17 protein-coding genes are annotated in these 15,578 nt (G+C 67.0%); 8 read left to right on the forward strand and 9 right to left on the reverse strand.

Annotated elements, in window-relative coordinates; all coding sequences use genetic code 11:
- Nucleotides 1-87 precede the first annotated feature (87 nt).
- Nucleotides 88-768: a TetR/AcrR family transcriptional regulator gene (locus tag ACFVVC_RS13140; RefSeq protein ID WP_387453770.1), complete on the forward strand. Its 681-nt coding sequence runs from the start codon at nt 88-90 to the stop codon at nt 766-768.
- Here the strand turns inward: ACFVVC_RS13140 and ACFVVC_RS13145 are convergent.
- Genes ACFVVC_RS13145 through pdhA form a run of 3 tightly spaced genes read right to left on the reverse strand, consistent with a single transcriptional unit; the run spans nt 765 to nt 4,320 of the window.
- Nucleotides 765-2,144: a dihydrolipoamide acetyltransferase family protein gene (locus tag ACFVVC_RS13145; protein WP_387453772.1), complete on the reverse strand. Its 1,380-nt coding sequence runs from the start codon at nt 2,142-2,144 to the stop codon at nt 765-767. The genes ACFVVC_RS13140 and ACFVVC_RS13145 overlap by 4 nt on opposite strands.
- Nucleotides 2,141-3,151 (reverse strand): alpha-ketoacid dehydrogenase subunit beta, encoded by a 1,011-nt coding sequence (locus ACFVVC_RS13150; RefSeq protein WP_387453774.1) that lies wholly within the window; start codon nt 3,149-3,151, stop codon nt 2,141-2,143. The genes ACFVVC_RS13145 and ACFVVC_RS13150 overlap by 4 nt, the downstream gene beginning before the upstream one ends.
- Complete coding sequence (pdhA, locus tag ACFVVC_RS13155) at nt 3,151-4,320, reverse strand: pyruvate dehydrogenase (acetyl-transferring) E1 component subunit alpha (protein ID WP_387453777.1); 1,170 nt, start codon at nt 4,318-4,320, stop codon at nt 3,151-3,153. Before pdhA ends, ACFVVC_RS13150 begins: the two co-directional genes overlap by 1 nt.
- 193 nt (nt 4,321-4,513) lie before the next feature.
- On the opposite strand from pdhA, the gene ACFVVC_RS13160 reads away from it, so the two are divergent.
- Together ACFVVC_RS13160 and ACFVVC_RS13165 are read left to right on the forward strand one after the other, a co-directional pair.
- Entirely contained in the window at nt 4,514-4,987 is a 474-nt protein-coding gene (locus ACFVVC_RS13160; RefSeq protein ID WP_387453780.1) for an Lrp/AsnC family transcriptional regulator, read from the forward strand.
- A 123-nt stretch (nt 4,988-5,110) separates the two neighbouring features.
- Entirely contained in the window at nt 5,111-5,656 is a 546-nt protein-coding gene (locus tag ACFVVC_RS13165) for a hypothetical protein (RefSeq protein WP_387453783.1), read from the forward strand.
- A gap of 84 nt (nt 5,657-5,740) precedes the next feature.
- On the opposite strand, the gene ACFVVC_RS13170 is transcribed toward ACFVVC_RS13165, so the two are convergent.
- The gene (locus ACFVVC_RS13170; protein WP_387453785.1) at nt 5,741-7,357 is read right to left on the reverse strand and encodes a cation acetate symporter; all 1,617 of its coding nucleotides are present in this window, start codon (nt 7,355-7,357) and stop codon (nt 5,741-5,743) included.
- Nucleotides 7,354-7,734 (reverse strand): DUF485 domain-containing protein, encoded by a 381-nt coding sequence (locus ACFVVC_RS13175; protein WP_387453788.1) that lies wholly within the window; start codon nt 7,732-7,734, stop codon nt 7,354-7,356. The genes ACFVVC_RS13170 and ACFVVC_RS13175 overlap by 4 nt, the downstream gene beginning before the upstream one ends.
- Nucleotides 7,735-7,941: 207 nt before the next feature.
- On the opposite strand from ACFVVC_RS13175, the gene ACFVVC_RS13180 reads away from it, so the two are divergent.
- Genes ACFVVC_RS13180 through ACFVVC_RS13200 form a run of 5 tightly spaced genes read left to right on the forward strand, consistent with a single transcriptional unit; the run spans nt 7,942 to nt 12,457 of the window.
- On the forward strand, nt 7,942-9,123 hold the full coding sequence (locus ACFVVC_RS13180) for a sensor histidine kinase (RefSeq protein WP_387453790.1): 1,182 nt from the start codon (nt 7,942-7,944) through the stop codon (nt 9,121-9,123).
- Between the two features lie 33 nt (nt 9,124-9,156).
- Entirely contained in the window at nt 9,157-9,873 is a 717-nt protein-coding gene (locus ACFVVC_RS13185; RefSeq protein WP_387453793.1) for a LytR/AlgR family response regulator transcription factor, read from the forward strand.
- Complete coding sequence (locus ACFVVC_RS13190) at nt 9,870-10,241, forward strand: hypothetical protein (protein WP_387453796.1); 372 nt, start codon at nt 9,870-9,872, stop codon at nt 10,239-10,241. The genes ACFVVC_RS13185 and ACFVVC_RS13190 overlap by 4 nt, the downstream gene beginning before the upstream one ends.
- A 34-nt stretch (nt 10,242-10,275) precedes the next feature.
- On the forward strand, nt 10,276-11,748 hold the full coding sequence (locus tag ACFVVC_RS13195) for a cation acetate symporter (protein ID WP_387453799.1): 1,473 nt from the start codon (nt 10,276-10,278) through the stop codon (nt 11,746-11,748).
- A 19-nt stretch (nt 11,749-11,767) separates the two neighbouring features.
- Complete coding sequence (locus ACFVVC_RS13200; RefSeq protein WP_387453802.1) at nt 11,768-12,457, forward strand: hypothetical protein; 690 nt, start codon at nt 11,768-11,770, stop codon at nt 12,455-12,457.
- Nucleotides 12,458-12,479: 22 nt separating this feature from the next.
- On the opposite strand, the gene ACFVVC_RS13205 is transcribed toward ACFVVC_RS13200, so the two are convergent.
- The 4 genes from ACFVVC_RS13205 to pyrH all read right to left on the reverse strand — a co-directional run bounded on the left by ACFVVC_RS13205 (nt 12,480) and on the right by pyrH (nt 15,506).
- Nucleotides 12,480-13,064, reverse strand: coding sequence for a DivIVA domain-containing protein (locus ACFVVC_RS13205; RefSeq protein ID WP_387453805.1), 585 nt, complete (start codon nt 13,062-13,064; stop codon nt 12,480-12,482).
- Nucleotides 13,065-13,165: 101 nt separating this feature from the next.
- Nucleotides 13,166-14,086, reverse strand: a complete 921-nt coding sequence (locus ACFVVC_RS13210; RefSeq protein WP_387453808.1) for a phosphatidate cytidylyltransferase — start codon at nt 14,084-14,086, stop codon at nt 13,166-13,168.
- Nucleotides 14,086-14,643 carry a ribosome recycling factor gene (frr, locus tag ACFVVC_RS13215; RefSeq protein WP_018763431.1) on the reverse strand — a complete coding sequence of 186 codons (558 nt, stop codon included), beginning with the start codon at nt 14,641-14,643 and terminating at the stop codon, nt 14,086-14,088. The genes ACFVVC_RS13210 and frr overlap by 1 nt, the downstream gene beginning before the upstream one ends.
- A gap of 125 nt (nt 14,644-14,768) precedes the next feature.
- Nucleotides 14,769-15,506 carry a UMP kinase gene (gene pyrH / locus ACFVVC_RS13220; protein WP_018763430.1) on the reverse strand — a complete coding sequence of 246 codons (738 nt, stop codon included), beginning with the start codon at nt 15,504-15,506 and terminating at the stop codon, nt 14,769-14,771.
- Nucleotides 15,507-15,578: the final 72 nt, after the last annotated feature.

A 15,578-nucleotide genomic window follows, 5' to 3' on the forward strand; every position in this document is an offset into this window, starting at 1 on the left:
TAACTGAAATTCAGGTTAGTCTCGATTAACTGTGATGTCCAACACATGGCGGTCTTGGTAGAATCTGCGTCGGTCCGAGGAGGAAAAGTGCCCAGCACGGGAACACAACCCAGTAATGCAACGCAGCCAGCCACCACGCCGCAACCTGCTCCCACCACGCAGCGCGGCAAGGCGAAGGAGAACCGGCGGCAGGCCCTGCTCACAGCGGCGGCTGCACTGTTCGCACTCAACGGGTTCAACCGGGTGTCGCTCGAAGACCTTGGTGCAGCAGCAGGCGTGAGCGGCCCGGCGGTGTACCGCCATTTCCCGGGCAAGCAGGCAGTCCTCGCTGACCTCCTGGTGACCGTGAGCCAGGAACTGCTGGACGGCGGACGCCAGGTGGTGGAAAGCAATGCCGACCCGGCGGCCGCCCTGCGCCGGCTGGTGGAATTCCAGGTGGACTTTGCGCTCGGCAAGCCCGACGTGATCCGCGTCCAGGACCGGGACCTCAGCAACCTTTCCGAGCAGGACCAGTCCGCAGTGCGCTCCCTCCAGCGCAGCTACGTGGAGTTATGGGTGGACGTCCTCGCCAGGGTCCACCCCGGCACGGACGCCGCCGAACTCCGCATGCGCGCGCACGCGACGTTCGGCCTCATCAACTCCACGCCGCACTCCGTCCGCAGCCACGGCCGGCGGATCGCGGCCGGCGTGGCCCGCCCCCTGCTTGAGCGTATGGCGCTGGCAGCGCTGCTGGTGGACAGCGCAGGGGGCGCCCGCCCCTCCCTCTAGACCATGGCCAGCACTATTCCCGGCTCGGCCAGGATGGCGCCGACGTCGGCAAGGAACCGGGAGCCTTGCTCGCCGTCCACCAGGCGGTGGTCGAAAGACAGGCTCAGCGTGATCACCTGGCGCAGGGCCACCTCACCCCGGTACTCCCACGGCAGGGTCCGGACTGCGCCCAGCCCCAGGATGGCCGCCTCGCCGGGGTTGAGGATGGGAGTGCCGGCATCAATGCCGAAAACGCCGATGTTGGTGATGGAAATGGTGCCGCCGGACAGCTCGGCAGGGGTGGTCTTGCCGGCGCGGGCCGTTTCTGCGAGCGCCGTCAACGCCTGGGCAAGCTGCGGAAGCTGCATGGTGTCCGCATCTTTGATGTTGGGAACGGTGAGTCCCCGCGGCGTGGCCGCCGCTATGCCGAGGTTGACGTAGTTGTAGGTGACGATTTCCTGGTGTTCCTCATCCCAGTGCGAGTTCAGCGCCGGATTCCTGCGCAGGGCAACGAGGACTGCCTTGGCCGCGAGCGTCAGCGGGGTGAGCTTGAGGCCGGCGAACTCCTTGCTGTTCTTGAGCCTGGCCAGCAGTTCAAGGCTTGGCGTGACGTCCACGGTCAGGAATTCGGTGGCGTGCGGCGCGGTGAAGGCACTCTGCACCATTGCGGCCGCGGTGTATTTGCGGACACCCTTGATGGGAGTCCTGGTTTCCCGCTCCCCCAACTGGCTGCCGGACACCGCCGGAGCCCCGCGTTGTGCGGCGGCCGGTTCTTCGTGGTGCCGGGAAAAGCCGAGCACGTCCTCGCGCGTGATCAGCCCGCCGGGGCCGCTCCCCGGGACTTCGGTGAGATCCAGGCGGAGGTCTTTGGCCAGTTTGCGGACCGGCGGCGTGGAACGCGGCCGCTCGGCAGGCGTGGTTGGAACAGGAGTGGTTTCGGCAGGCTCAACCGCCGGGGTCCCGGTTTCGACCGCCGCAACCACCGGGGCGGCGAAGTTCCGTGGCTGGCGGGCCGGCCGGCCGGAGCCTTCGACGACGGCGCCGTAGCCCACCAGGTTCGGTTCCCGTTTCTGCGTTTCCGCACCGCGCTCCCGCGACCCCGCCGTCAACTTGCCGGCCGGGCCCGAAGGTGCCGTTCCGGCGTCGTCCGGCACCTCGAACGAGACGATGGGCTTGCCCACCTCAACCACGGACCCGGGCTGCTCGTGGAGTTCCTTGATCACCCCGGCAAACGGGGAGGGAAGCTCCACTACGGCTTTGGCTGTCTCCACCTCGGCAATGACCTGGTTCAGGCTGACGGTGTCCCCAACGTCCACTTTCCAGCTGAGGATTTCTGACTCTGTGAGTCCCTCACCCAGGTCCGGGAGACGGAATTCCTTGATCATCGTGGCGCTCATCCTTCCAGACCGCTCAGGGAGTTCGGGCGGCCCAGTGCACGGTCCACGCCGTCGAGGATACGGTCCAGGCCCGGCAGGTGGTGCATTTCCAGCTTGGAGTACGGGTAGGGAATGTCGAACCCGGTGACCCGGACCGGGGCAGCCTCGAGGTGGTAGAAACACCGCTCGGTGATGCTGGCGGCCACCTCCGCTCCGAGGCCGCCGGATTGTCCGGCCTCGTGGGTGACCACCAGGCGCCCGGTCTTCCGCACGGAGGCCACCACGGCGTCGTAGTCCACCGGGGCCAGCGAGCGCAGGTCGATGACTTCGAGGGAGATTCCCTCGTCCGCTGCGGCCGTGGCAGCATCCAGTGCGGTCTTGACCAGGGGCCCGTAGGCCACCAGGGTGGCATCGGTGCCCTCGGTCAGCACGCGGGCCCTGTCCATGGGCAGGGCGGAAGCGAGGGCGGCCGACTCATCCACTTCGCCTTTGTCGTGGTAGCGGCGCTTGGGCTCGAAGTACAGGACGGGATCGTCGCAGGAAATGGCCTGCTGGATCACGGTGTAGGCGTCCTGGGGGTTGGACACCGCCACCACGCGCAGCCCGGAGGTGTGGGTGAAGTACGCTTCCGGGGACTCGGAGTGGTGCTCCGGCGAGCCGATCCCGCCGCCGAAGGGAACCCTGATGGTGATGGGCATCTTCACCGCGCCGCGGGTGCGGTAATGCAGCTTCGCCACCTGGCTGACGATCTGGTCGAACGCCGGATAGATGAATCCGTCGAACTGGATTTCCACCACCGGGCGGTAGCCGCGGTAGGCCAGGCCGACGGCGGTCCCCACGATGGCGGATTCGGCCAGCGGCGTGTCCACCACCCGGTGCGTGCCGAAGTCTTTTTGCAGGCCGTCGGTTACCCGGAACACGCCGCCGAGGGCGCCGATGTCCTCGCCGAGGAGGACCACCTTGGAGTCGTTTTCCAGCGACTTCCGCAGGCCGGCGTTGATGGCGCGGGCAAAGGTCAACTGGGTCATCAGCGTGCACCTTCCTCTGAAACTGCTCCTGCGGGGTCGCCGAATGAAGCAAGGTAGCGGGCGTAGTGGTCCTGCTGGCGTTCCAGCCAGGAGTTGGGGGTGCTGAAGACGTGCTTGAAGACGTCCATCGGCTGGGGGTCCGGCATGGTGGTGCAGCCGCGGCGCATTTCCGCCGCAACGGAATCGGCCTTGAGCTGGACCTGCTGCTGCAGCTCCGCAGTCAGGAGTCCCTTCCGGTCAAGGAGCGATGCCAGCCTGGAGATGGGGTCCTTCGCGGCCCAGTCCTCCAGCTCATTGGCGTCCCGATAGCGGGTGGGATCGTCTGCGGTGGTGTGCGGACCCATCCGGTAGGTGACGGCCTCGATGAACGTGGGGCCGCCGCCGCGCCGGGCCCGGTCCAGCGCAAGCCGGGTGGCCGCCATGACGGCCAGGACGTCGTTGCCGTCCACCCGCAGGCTGGGGATGCCGAAGCCCGTGGCCCGCTCTGCGAGGTGGATGTGCGACTGGAGCCGTACGGGCTCGGAGATGGCCCAGTGGTTGTTGGTGCAGAAGAACACTACGGGGGCCTGGAAGCTGGCGGCGAACACCATGGCCTCGTTGACGTCGCCTTCGCTGGTGGCGCCGTCGCCAAAGTAGGTAACTGCCACGGCATCGGCGCCGTCGTTCTGGATGCCCATGGCATAACCGGTGGCATGGAGGGTTTGGGCGCCAATGATGATCTGCGGCGTTGCCATGTTGATGCTGTATGGGTCCCAGCCGCCGGAGGCGTTGCCGCGCCAGACCCGGAGCAGGTCCGTCAGGTCCACACCCCGGCAGTACGCCACCCCGTTCTCGCGGTAACTGGAGAAGACAAAGTCGTCCGCCCGCATGGCCCGTCCCGAACCGATCTGGGCCGCCTCCTGGCCCAGCAGCGGCGGCCAGAGCGCCAGCTCCCCCTGCCTTTGCAGGGCGGTGGCCTCCACATCGATCCGCCGGATGACTGTCATGTCCTCAAACAGCGAACACAACTGCTCGTCGGTGATGTCCTTGACCCAAAAATCGAACTCCGGGTGGCTGATCCGCTCGCCTGCCGGGGTGACCAACTGGAGGAGTTCCTGCCCGGCCGCGGTAGATTCCCCCGCGTTGTCGGGGGTGATTGCACCGCCATGGCCCGTTTCGTCTGTAGACACGATTGCCGCAACCTTCGTACGTCGTTGACCTGTGGTTTTCGGGCTTTTGGCACCAGCCACCACCGGCCTTCCGGGCGCCATTGCCCCAGATACTGTGACCCTACTCACAATGCTCAGGGGGTACAACCACCACGGCTCTTTCTGAGCAGAATGCCCTGTCCGGCGCGCTGCCACCGTGCTAGCGTTGCGCATTATGCAAGCTCTAGATGGCACTGACACCCGGCTGCTGTCGGCGCTGTCGCAGGACCCGCGCCGGACCGTGGTGGCACTGGCGCAAAAGCTCGGCCTGTCCCGGAACACCGTCCAGGCGCGGATGGCGCAGCTCGAAAAGAAGCACGTCTTCCTGTCCTTTGAACGGCGCATCAATCCGGTGGCCCTGGGGTATCCGCTCATGGCCTTTATCTCCGTCCACGTCCAGCAGCAGAAACTCAGCCGGCTGGCGGAGGAGATCGCGGCGATCCCCGAGATCCTGGAGGGGTACGGGCTCACAGGGTCGGCAGACCTGCTGCTGCGGGTGGTGGCCAAGGACGCCGAGGACCTGTTCCGGATCAACGGCAAGATCCTGGCCTGCGACGGCGTGGAGCGGGCGGACACGGCCCTGGCCATGGGCGAACTGATCCCCTTCCGGGTGCAGCCGCTGCTGGATCGGGGCTCCGAGGGCGGCTAGCCGCGGCCCCGGGAGGCACGACGCCGGCGGGCAGGGTTATAGGCTGGTTCCAGTTACGCGCCGGGCCGGGATGGCCCGGGCAGTCCGCCGGTGCCACCGCACCCGTCCCCCGAAAGGCTCCCCTTGAGCAGTCCCCAGGATTCGTACCGGCACGGCGACGCGGACCCGTCGCCGCAGCAGCTGCCCCCGATGCCTGCACAGCCGGCCCCGTTCGGCCTGCCCGGGAAACGTCCGCGGGTGCGGAGCCGGCGGAAGCTGTGGATCGTGCTTGGCAGCGTCGGCGGGGTGCTGCTCCTGGTGATCCTCGGCGTCGTGATCCTGGTGAACGTGGTGAACAGCGCCACCAACCAGGCCAGGGGCCTCGCCGACGACTTCACCAAGAAGGTGATCGCAGGCGAGGTAACCACCGCGTACGACGACTACCTTGACCCCGCGCTCCAGCAGCAGCTCTCCAAGGAGGCGTTCATCTCCGGCGTGAAAAGCCTGGAACTTGATAACTCCTGCAAGCCCGCGTACACGGAGCTCAAAGTGGCCACCGAGAACGGCCTGAAATCAGCCGATGTGTCAGGCCAGATCACCTGCACCGGGAAGAAGGTTGACCTCGCCTACCGCTTCGAGGGCACCAACGACCTCAAGATGACCAATATCAAGCTGCGGCCGGCCGGCTGACCGGCAGCACCCCCTCGACAAAAGAGCCTCCACACCGCATCAGCGGCATGGAGGCTCTTCCGGTTTCCGGGTGCCCGGCGTCAGTTAGTGGTCCACCGCCTTCTCGGCCCCGATGCCCGTCAGCGAGCGGACTTCCATTTCGGCCTGCTTGGCCGGGTCCTCCCGCCGCTTGTCCAGCGTGGTGCCCAGCCAGCCCAGCAGGAACGCCAGCGGGATAGACACGATGCCCGGGTTGCTGAGCGGGAAGAGGGCGAAGTTGGCACCTGGGATCATCGAGGTCTTGGCACCGGAAACCACCGGGGAGAAGACGATGAGCAGGATTGCCGATGCCAGGCCGCCATACATGCTCCACACCGCACCCTGGGTGGTGAACTTCCGCCAGAAGAGCGAGTAGATGATGGTGGGCAGGTTGGCGGAGGCGGCGACGGCGAAGGCCAGCGCCACCAGGAAGGCCACGTTCTGGCCGTTGGCGAAGATCCCGCCCAGGATGGCCAGGATGCCGATCACCACCACGGTGCGCCGGGCCACCCGGACTTCCGTGGCGGCGTCGGCCTTGCCCTTGGCGATGACGTTGGCGTAGATGTCATGGGCGAAGGAAGCGGCGGCCGTGATGGTCAGCCCGGCCACCACGGCCAGGATGGTGGCAAACGCGACCGCGGAGATGAAGCCCAGCAGCAGCGGCCCGCCCAGGTGGAACGCGAGCAGGGGTGCAGCTGAGTTGACGCCGCCGGGAGCGGATTTGATGGTGTCTGCGCCCACCAGGGCTGCGGCGCCGTAGCCGAGCACCAAGGTGAAGAGGTAGAAGATGCCGATGAGCCAAATGGACCACACCACTGACTTGCGCGCTTCCTTGGCCGTGGGCACCGTGTAGAAACGCATGAGGACGTGCGGCAGTGCAGCCGTGCCCAGGACCAGGGCCAGGCCCAGGGACATGAAGTCCAGTTTGGACGTGTCGCTCTTTCCGTACTGCAGTCCCGGGTTGAGGACGGCCGGGTTGTTGGCCGTCTCCACCGCGCCGCCCAGGAGGGCGGAGAGGTTGAAGCCGTAGATGGCCAGGACCCACAGCGTCATGACGGCAGCGCCGGCGATCAGCAACATAGCCTTGATAATCTGCACCCAGGTGGTGCCCTTCATGCCGCCGATCAGGACATACATGATCATGAGGGCGCCGACGACGATGATCACCAGCGCCTGGCCGCCCCAGTCACTGATGCCCAATAGGAGGGAGATCAGGCTTCCCGCACCGGCCATCTGGGCCAACAGGTAGAAGAAGCAGACGGCGAGCGTGGAGATGGCCGCCGCGATCCGGACGGGGCGCTGTTTCAGCCGGAAGGACAAGACGTCCGCCATGGTGAACTTGCCGGTGTTGCGCAGCAGTTCGGCCACCAGGAGGAGCGCCACGAGCCACGCCACGAGGAAGCCGATTGAGTACATGAACCCGTCATAGCCGTTGACGGCGATGGCGCCGGTGATGCCCAGGAAGGATGCCGCTGACAGGTAGTCCCCGGCAATGGCGGTGCCGTTCTGCGAGCCGGTGAAGGACCGGCCCGCGGCGTAGTAGTCGGCGGCGGTCTTGTTGTTGCGGCTGGCACGGAACACGATCACCATGGTCACGGCCACGAACAAGCCGAAGATCCCCATGTTCAAGAGGGTGGTGTCCTTGAGGGCGGCAACGTCCACCGCAGCTGGGATTGCGATCATTTGTTGGCTCCGCCCACTCGGTGTCCGTCCTTGTCGAATTCATGCCCCTCAATCTCATTCCTGATTTCGGTGGCGATCGGGTCGAGCTTCCGGTTGGAGTAGTGCACGTACCAGCCGGTGATGGCGAAGGTCGAAATGAACTGGAGCAGCCCCAGGATCAGGCCGACGTTGATGTTGCCCCAAACCTTGGTGGACATGAAGTCCACCGCGTAATCGGCCAGCAGCACGTAGGCGAAGTACCACAGCAGGAAGGCCACTGCCATGGGGAAGACAAAGCTGCGGTGACGCCTGCGCAGTTCCTGGAACTGCCCGGTCGACTGGACTTGCTCGAAGTCCACGGACGCCGCTGCGTCCGGAGTATGGGCCTCGTTACCCATCGTTCCTCCTCATTGAGTCATGCGGGTACACACCGGGCGGCAGGGCCCGCGGCAGGAAACTGCCCAGGAACACTGCCAGGGAAACCGCAGATGTGACTGCAATCACTCTGCGGCCTGTCCGGCGCGGTATTCCAGAACTACACGGCGCGGGGTCGCTCAACGGCTGCGATGCTGCGGCAAACGGCACCCGCCGCTACGCTGGGCACCATGCCGGACTCCCCCCTCCTGACCGCCGCGGCAGTGGCGGTGATCGCCATGGCCATTGCCGTCGTCGTCGGCGTGGGCCTGAAGGTGCTCCGTTCCTTCCGAGAGCTGGGCACCGACGCCGAGCGCGCCACGTACCACACACTGCACGCTGCCTCCCAGGCAGGCCAGCACCTGCGCCGCGGCCTGAACCCCTCAGGAGCCGCGAAGGCCGGCCGCCAGCTCCGCTCCCTGCTGGGCTGCGACGCGCTGGCCATTACCGACACGTCCGGCGTCCTGGCCTGGGACGGCGGCGCCGAGGAGATCAGGCCGCGGCTGATGCAGCTCGCCGCCGGGGCCATGGAATCCGGCCGGGCGGCCGTGCTTCCGGCAGGGGCGGAGGGAACCGGCGGCCCCCTGGCCGGGGTTATCGCCCCGGTGCGGGCCGGCACCCGGGTGGTGGGCGCGGTCGCGGCATTCGCCCCCAGCGCCGGCGCAGGCCTCGTCCGGGCCACGGGGGAAGTGGCCGACTGGGTGGCGGTGCAGGTGGAACTCGCGGAGCTGGATGCCTCCCGCACGTTGCTGATGGAGGCGGAAGTTCGGGCGCTGCGCGCGCAAATCAGCCCACACTTCATCTACAACTCGCTGAACGCCATCGCCTCGTTCATCAACACGGACCCGGAGCGGGCCAGGGAACTGGTGGTGGAGTTCGCCGACTTCACCCGTTACTCCTTCCGGCGGCATGGGGACTTCACCACCCTTGCCGAAGAACTCCGCTGCATCGACCGCTACCTGCTGCTGGAACGGGCCCGGTTCGGCGAACGCGTCCAGGTCAGCCTGCGCGTAGCCCCCGAGGTCCTCAGCACCGTCATCCCCTTCCTTAGCCTGCAGCCGCTGGTGGAGAATGCCGTCCGGCACGGGCTTGAGGCCAAAGAGGGGCCCGGACACATCAGCATCACCGCCGAGGACGCAGGCGCCTTCGCCGAAGTCACCATCGAGGACGACGGCGTGGGGATGGATCCGGAACAGCTCCGGTCCGTGCTGGCGGGCCACACCGACGGGGACCACGTGGGGCTGCGGAACGTCGACGCCCGGCTCCGGCAGGTGTACGGCAACGACCACGGGCTGGTGGTGGAAACAGCGCCGGGCGAGGGAACCCTGATCACCATGCGGGTGCCCAAGTCCCAGCCCGGCCATGACGCGTGAAGCGGCTCCCGCCGCTGGAAGTACCCTAGGAGCATGATTAACGTCCTCGTCGTTGATGATGAGCTGCCCGCCGTTGAGGAACTGGCTTTCCTGCTGGGCAGGGATGAGCGCATCGGCAAGGTGCTGCGGGCAACGTCCGGCGCGGAAGCCCTTGCAGCGCTGGCCGGCGGCGGCATCGATGCGGTCTTCCTGGACATCCACATGCCCGCCGTGTCCGGCCTGGACATCGCCGGCTTCATTGCCCGGAGCAGCAATCCCCCGGCTGTTGTCTTCGTCACCGCCGACGAGGACCACGCGTTGGCAGCGTTTGAACTGGCCGCCATCGACTACCTGCTTAAGCCCGTCCGGACCGAACGGCTGGCCCGCTCCGTGGGCCGGATCAGCGAACTGCGCGACGGCGGCAGCGCACCGGAGATGATCACGGTGGACCAGGGCGGGACCACCAGGATGATCCGGCGCGACGATGTCACGTATGTCCAGGCGCAGGGCGACTATGCCCGCCTGCACACGGCCGATGCCAGCTACCTCATCCGGGTGCCCCTGGCCGACCTTGAACAGCAGTGGGCGGATGCCGGATTCATCCGGACGCACCGTTCCTACCTGGTGGCGCTGAAGCATGTGTCCTCGATGAAGCTGGCTGCCGACGGGCCTCGTGTGACCGTGGCCGGGGCAGGGCTGCCCATCAGCCGGCGCCACCTGCCGATCGTGCGCGAGAAGCTGGAAGCCACCCGGATCAGGCCGCACGCATGACCAGGGTCCGGGTTACCGCCCCGCACGCCTCCCCCGGCGACCCCGGGCGCGGCGGACCACGCCCGCTGGAATCACGCGAAGCCGCCCAGGACTCCGAGGTTGGCCAGGTTTTCGTGCGCTCCCTGATCCGGTCGCAGCTGCGGCTGGCCCTGGTTGTCGCCGGCGGCTTCCTGCTCATCCTGGCCGCGTTCCCGCTGGTCCTTGTCGCAGTTCCGGGCCTTGCCGACAACACGATCGCCGGCATCCCTTTCGACTGGCTCCTGCTGGGTATTGGCATCTACCCGGTAATCGGTTTGAGCGCGTGGCTGTACGTCAGGAGCGCGGCCCGCAATGAGGCGCGCTACCGCGACCTGGCCGGCGAACAATGAACCCGGCGGTACAGGACGCCCCGGGGATGCTGCAGTGAACGCCGGGGTCGCCATCACCGCGGTCGCGGTGGTGTCCCTTGCCACGGCAATCATCGGGTTTTACGGGCTGCGCATCTCGCGCACCACCGGGGATTTCTACGTGGCTTCCCGGACGGTGCGCCCCTGGTGGAACGCGTCCGCGATCGGCGGCGAATACCTTTCCGCCGCCAGCTTCCTTGGCGTGGCCGGACTGATCCTGCTGTCAGGGACCGACGCCCTGTGGTTCCCCGTGGGTTACACCGCGGGCTACCTGATGCTGCTGCTTTTCGTTGCGGCGCCGCTGCGCCGGTCAGGGGCGTACACCATCCCGGACTTCACCGAGTCCAGGCTGGCGTCACGGACCGTCCGGAGGGTGACCAGCCTGGTGGTGGTGATGGTCGGGTGGCTGTACATCGTGCCGCAGCTCCATGGCGCGGCCCTGACCATCCGCATCACCACGGGCCTGCCGTCCTGGGTGGGTTCGGTGGCCGTCGTGGTGGTGGTCTGCCTGACCGTCGCGGCCGGCGGGATGCGGTCCATCACGTTCGTGCAGGCATTCCAATACTGGCTCAAGCTGACGGCGCTGGCCGTGCCCATCCTGTTCATCATGTTCGTGCTGGCCGGCCACGGCGCGCAGCCGCTGGCCCCGGCCGCCGTCAACCCCACCGGGGCCGCCCCCGCGGGACCGTACCAGAATGTTTCCCTGCTGGTGGCATTGCTCTTCGGGACGCTGGGGCTGCCGCACGTGCTGGTGCGTTTCTACACCAACCCGGACGGGCACACGGCCAGGCGCACCACGCTGATCGTCCTGGGGTTGTTGTCGGTGTTCTACCTGTTCCCCACCGCGTACGGCCTGGTGGCGCGGATGTTCGCCCCGGACCTGGCACGTTCCGGCCAGCCCGACGCCATGGTCCTGCGGCTGCCCGGCGAATTCGTGGGCGGCACGGCGGGCAGCCTGCTCTCCGCCCTGGTGGTGGCCGGGGCTTTCGCCGCGTTCCTCTCCACCACCTCTGGCTTGGTGGTCTCCCTGGCCGGCGTCATCAGCCAGGACGTCCTGGGCGGAAGCGTCCGCGGGTTCCGGCTCGCCGCCGTCGTGTCCGCCGTCGTGCCGCTGGGCTTTGCCCTCATGACCGATTCCCTGGCCCTGGCCGGGAGCGTGGGACTGGTGTTCGCTTTTACTGCCTCGACGGTGTGCCCGGTGCTCCTGCTGGGCATCTGGTGGCGCGGCCTGACGGACACCGGGGCGATCGCCGGCATGGTGACGGGCGGCGTGCTCTGCGGCGGGGCGATGATCGCCGGCTCGCTGGCGCTGGCCGGTTCCGGGCAGACGCCGGCGTGGCTCGCCCAGCCTGCCGCCTGGAGCGTCCCCACGGCCTTCGCCGTCATGGTCCTCGTCTCCAGGGCCACGGCACACCGCGTTCCGGCAACCATGCCGCGGACCATGACGCGCCTGCACACCCCGGAAAGGCCGCTGGCAACCGGACGGTGATCGGGTGGACAATAACGCCATGTCCATCGAGGACGGCGGGCCGTCCCGCCGGCAAGGCCCAGCCCCCTCCTCCGTACGGGCGCAGCTGCTCGCCACGGAACACTGGGGCCTGCTGGCATCCCGCAGCACCGCCCAAAGCGAGGTCCTGACGCGGATCAGCATGTTCCTGACGTTCACCTCCGCGAGCGTCGTCAGTGTTGCCCTGGTGGGCCAGGCGACGGGATTCTCGGAGGCCTTCGTACTGTTGGCCGTGGTGGTGCTGTTCATCGACACCGCGATTGGCCTGCTGACCCAGCTCCGGGTCATGAACGTGGCCCACGAGGACCTGATGTACGTCACTGCCATGAACCGCCTGCGGGCCGCGTATGTGGACTTGGATCCCGGAGTGGCACCCTACCTGATGGCGTCCTCCCACGACGACGAGGCCGGATCCGTCCAGACGTACTATTTCTTCGGCAACCGCGGCACGTTCAGCCACGTGGCCGGCAGCAGCATGATTTTCATGACGACGGCGAACGCTGCCTTGATTGCCATCTTTGCCGGGCTGCTGGTGTCGCTTGCGGGCGCGGGCATTGCGGCGGCAACGGTGGCGGGAGCTGTGTGCGGGGCCGCGTTCCTGGCGTTATCCGCCGTGCGCGGCTACCGCAGCTACCGGGAGGTGTGGCGGCGGTTCAGTCCGCTCTCCCCCACCCCTCCGGCCGGGGACTAAGCGGCCGCCAGGGAGCGGTTTGTTAGTCGATGGCCGCCATCAGCTCGACCACCCGGTCCAGGAAGGCGTCAACCTGGGATTCTTCGTAGCCGTCGCGGCCCACCGCCGGGCGGAAGACCGCGCGGCGGACGCTGTCCACGCTCAGCGGCTTGTCCTGCTCCAGGTAGGCGACGAGTTCGCGGCACAACCGGTCGACGTCGGCCGTGTTGTAGCTGCGGGCCTTCTTCTTGGTGGGCCTGCGGAACCGCTCGCCGTCCGGCCGGTGCAGCCGTCCCCGGAGGATGCCCGAAAGGCTTCCGATTTCGCGCAGCCAGGCCTCCTCGCCGCGGGCGGCAATCAGCTCATCCCGCTCGCGGCGGGCGAACGCGTCTTCAAGCCGGTCCAGCGCGGCGTCCACCACAGCGGCGGAGTAGCCTCCCTTGACGGGATCGAAGGACACGGCCCTGACGTCCGCGCTGTTGACGGGCTCACCTGCGGTCTCCGGGGTTTCCAGCGAGACCCGGGCCCGTTGCAGGAACTGGTCCACCTGCTTGGCGTTGTACCCGTACTCACTGCGCTGCACGCGCTCAAAGGACGCAGGGATCTGCCGATGAATGTCCAATGCCACTTCAATTCCTTCAATGCTCTTCAGCCGTAGTGCTTCCGCACTAGTTTAAGGTGCCGGGGAGGGTGCAACCGTCCGGTCCCGTTGTGTGTCACGGGCATCCCTCAGGCGCCCGCCACGAGTCCGTACAGGATGAAGGCCACGGGTGAGGCGAAGACGATGGAGTCCAGCCGGTCCATCACGCCGCCATGGCCGGGCAGGATGCTGCTCATGTCCTTGACCCCCAGTTCACGCTTCACCATGGACTCGGCCAGGTCCCCGGCCGTGGAGGCGGCCACTGTGCCCACCGCGAGGACCACGCCTACCCACCATGGCTTGTCCAGCACAAAGATGGCCGCCAGGACGCCGATCAGCATGGCCCCGGCCACCGATCCGGCGAAGCCCTCCCAGGACTTCTTGGGGCTGATCTTGGGTGCCATGGGGTGCTTACCGAGGGATGCCCCCACCAGGTAGCCGAAGGTGTCGTTCGAGACCACCAGCAGGAGCATGACCGCAATCTCCCAGGCGCCGATGGGGGCCAGGCCGCCTGGCCACAGCCCCAGCGGGATGGTCCCGGCCGCGTGCAGCGGCAGTGTTGCGAAGCTGATGAAGAACGGAACCCAGCCCAACGTGAAGACGCCGGCGAAGATGCTGTTGGCTGATCCTGCCGCGCTTTCGATCGACCGCCACAGCAGGACAGCCACGGCGCTGAGGAGCAGGGCGAACAGTTGGCTCTCAATGCCGCCGAAGTAGGCGGCGAACGGCAGGGCGACCGTGCCGGTCATGACCGGCACGATGGGCATCCTGGTCCCGTTGGCCTCCAGCGCACGGTAGATTTCCCAGACGCCGAAGACGGCGAAGGCGGTAACGATCGCTACGAACGCCAGCGGGAGGAACAGCAGGCCGCCCAGCACGCCAAGCAGCATGGCCAGGCCCACCACGACGGCGGCGGGAAGGTTCCGGCCGGCCTTCGGCGTCGGGTTGCTCCTGGGCTGCTTCCCCCGTGTGCGGGCCCGTGGGGCGGGGGCCTGATCTGCCTGGCCCATCAGACTTCGAGCAGCTCTGCTTCCTTGCGCTTGAGCAGTTCGTCGATGCCGTCCACGTGGGCCTTGGTGAGGCTGTCCAGTTCCTTCTCGGCGCGGCTGCCTTCGTCCTCGCCGGCTTCGCCGTCCTTGACCAGGCGGTCAAGGGTTTCCTTGGCTTTGCGGCGGATGTTGCGGATGGAGATCTTCGCGTCCTCGCCCTTGGTCTTGACGATCTTGACGTATTCCTTGCGGCGTTCCTTGGTCAGCTCAGGAATGGTGATCCGGATGACGTTGCCGTCGTTGGACGGATTGGCGCCAACCTCGGAGTCGCTCAGGGCGCGTTCGATGTCCCGGAGTGCGGTCTTGTCGAACGGGGTGATCAGGATGGTGCGGGCGTCCGGGATGGCGAACGAGGCCAGCTGCTGCAGCGGCGTGGGCGAGCCGTAGTACTCCACCAGGACCTTGTTGTAGAGGCCGGGGTTGGCGCGGCCGGTGCGGACGGAAGCGAAGTCTTCCTTGGCTACCTCTACCGCCTTGTCCATCTTTTCTTCGGCTTCGAGCAAGGTTTCTTCGATCACGGTCTCTCCTGACGGTCTGGTGCAGTCCGATCGCGCCGGTTGCACTCACGTGGTTCTCTGTTGCTGTTTCAGTCCCCGCCGTCGCAGGCGGGGACTGAACTGTCCTGAAATCATCCTAGCCGGAGCTAGGCGGTGACCAGCGTGCCCAGCTTCTCGCCGAGGATGGCGCGGGTGACGTTGCCTTCACCCTCCATGCCGAAGACGACCATCGAGAGGTCGTTGTCCTTGCACATGGTCATGGCAGTCTGGTCCATGACCCGGATGTCGCGGCGCAATGCATCGTCGTAGCTGAGGGTTTCCAGGCGCTCGGCACTGGGGTCCTTCTTGGGGTCTGCCGTGTAGACGGCGTCCACCCCGCTCTTGGCCATCAGGACGACGTCGGCGTGGACTTCCAGGGCCCGCTGGGCGGCCACCGTGTCGGTGGAGAAATAGGGCAGGCCGGCGCCTGCGCCGAAGATGACCACGCGGCCCTTTTCCATGTGGCGGATGGCACGGCGCGGAATGTAGGCCTCGGCCACCTGGCCCATGGTGATGGCGCTCTGGACGCGGGTTTCCACTCCGGCCTGCTCCAGGAAGTCCTGCAGGGCGAGGCAGTTCATGACGGTTCCCAGCATGCCCATGTAGTCGGCGCGGGAGCGGTCCATGCCGCTTTGGGACAGTTCTGCGCCGCGGAAGAAGTTGCCGCCACCTACCACGATGGCCACCTCGACCTGCGGAACGGCTGCTGCGATCTGCTTGGCGACGTCGCGGACGGTCTCGGGATCGACACCCAGTTTCCCGCCGCCGAAGACCTCGCCGGAGAGCTTCAGGAGGACCCGCCGCTTGCTCTTCTCTGAATGCATGTCAGTGTTGACGGCTTCCATGATGCCTTCCCGTTGGTGATTCTGAAAAAAGGGTATCCTGCCGGGTCCAGTGCTCGGAACCGGCCGCGCTTG

Origin of the sequence: Pseudarthrobacter sp. NPDC058196, assembly GCF_042882685.1 — a bacterium.
Taxonomy (GTDB): domain Bacteria; phylum Actinomycetota; class Actinomycetes; order Actinomycetales; family Micrococcaceae; genus Arthrobacter.

Bases quoted from the DNA above. Each gene is read 5' to 3' on its own strand.
- ACFVVC_RS13190 (WP_387453796.1), top strand. From the start codon at position 9,870: ATGACCAGGGTCCGGGTTACCGCCCCGCACGCCTCCCCCGGCGACCCC.
- ACFVVC_RS13185 (WP_387453793.1), top strand. From the start codon at position 9,157: ATGATTAACGTCCTCGTCGTTGATGATGAGCTGCCCGCCGTTGAGGAA.
- ACFVVC_RS13160 (WP_387453780.1), top strand. From the start codon at position 4,514: ATGCAAGCTCTAGATGGCACTGACACCCGGCTGCTGTCGGCGCTGTCG.
- ACFVVC_RS13145 (WP_387453772.1), bottom strand. From the start codon at position 2,144: ATGAGCGCCACGATGATCAAGGAATTCCGTCTCCCGGACCTGGGTGAG.
- ACFVVC_RS13210 (WP_387453808.1), bottom strand. From the start codon at position 14,086: ATGGGCCAGGCAGATCAGGCCCCCGCCCCACGGGCCCGCACACGGGGG.
- ACFVVC_RS13200 (WP_387453802.1), top strand. From the start codon at position 11,768: ATGTCCATCGAGGACGGCGGGCCGTCCCGCCGGCAAGGCCCAGCCCCC.
- ACFVVC_RS13175 (WP_387453788.1), bottom strand. From the start codon at position 7,734: ATGGGTAACGAGGCCCATACTCCGGACGCAGCGGCGTCCGTGGACTTC.
- ACFVVC_RS13170 (WP_387453785.1), bottom strand. From the start codon at position 7,357: ATGATCGCAATCCCAGCTGCGGTGGACGTTGCCGCCCTCAAGGACACC.
- ACFVVC_RS13150 (WP_387453774.1), bottom strand. From the start codon at position 3,151: ATGACCCAGTTGACCTTTGCCCGCGCCATCAACGCCGGCCTGCGGAAG.
- ACFVVC_RS13180 (WP_387453790.1), top strand. From the start codon at position 7,942: ATGCCGGACTCCCCCCTCCTGACCGCCGCGGCAGTGGCGGTGATCGCC.
- pyrH (WP_018763430.1), bottom strand. From the start codon at position 15,506: ATGGAAGCCGTCAACACTGACATGCATTCAGAGAAGAGCAAGCGGCGG.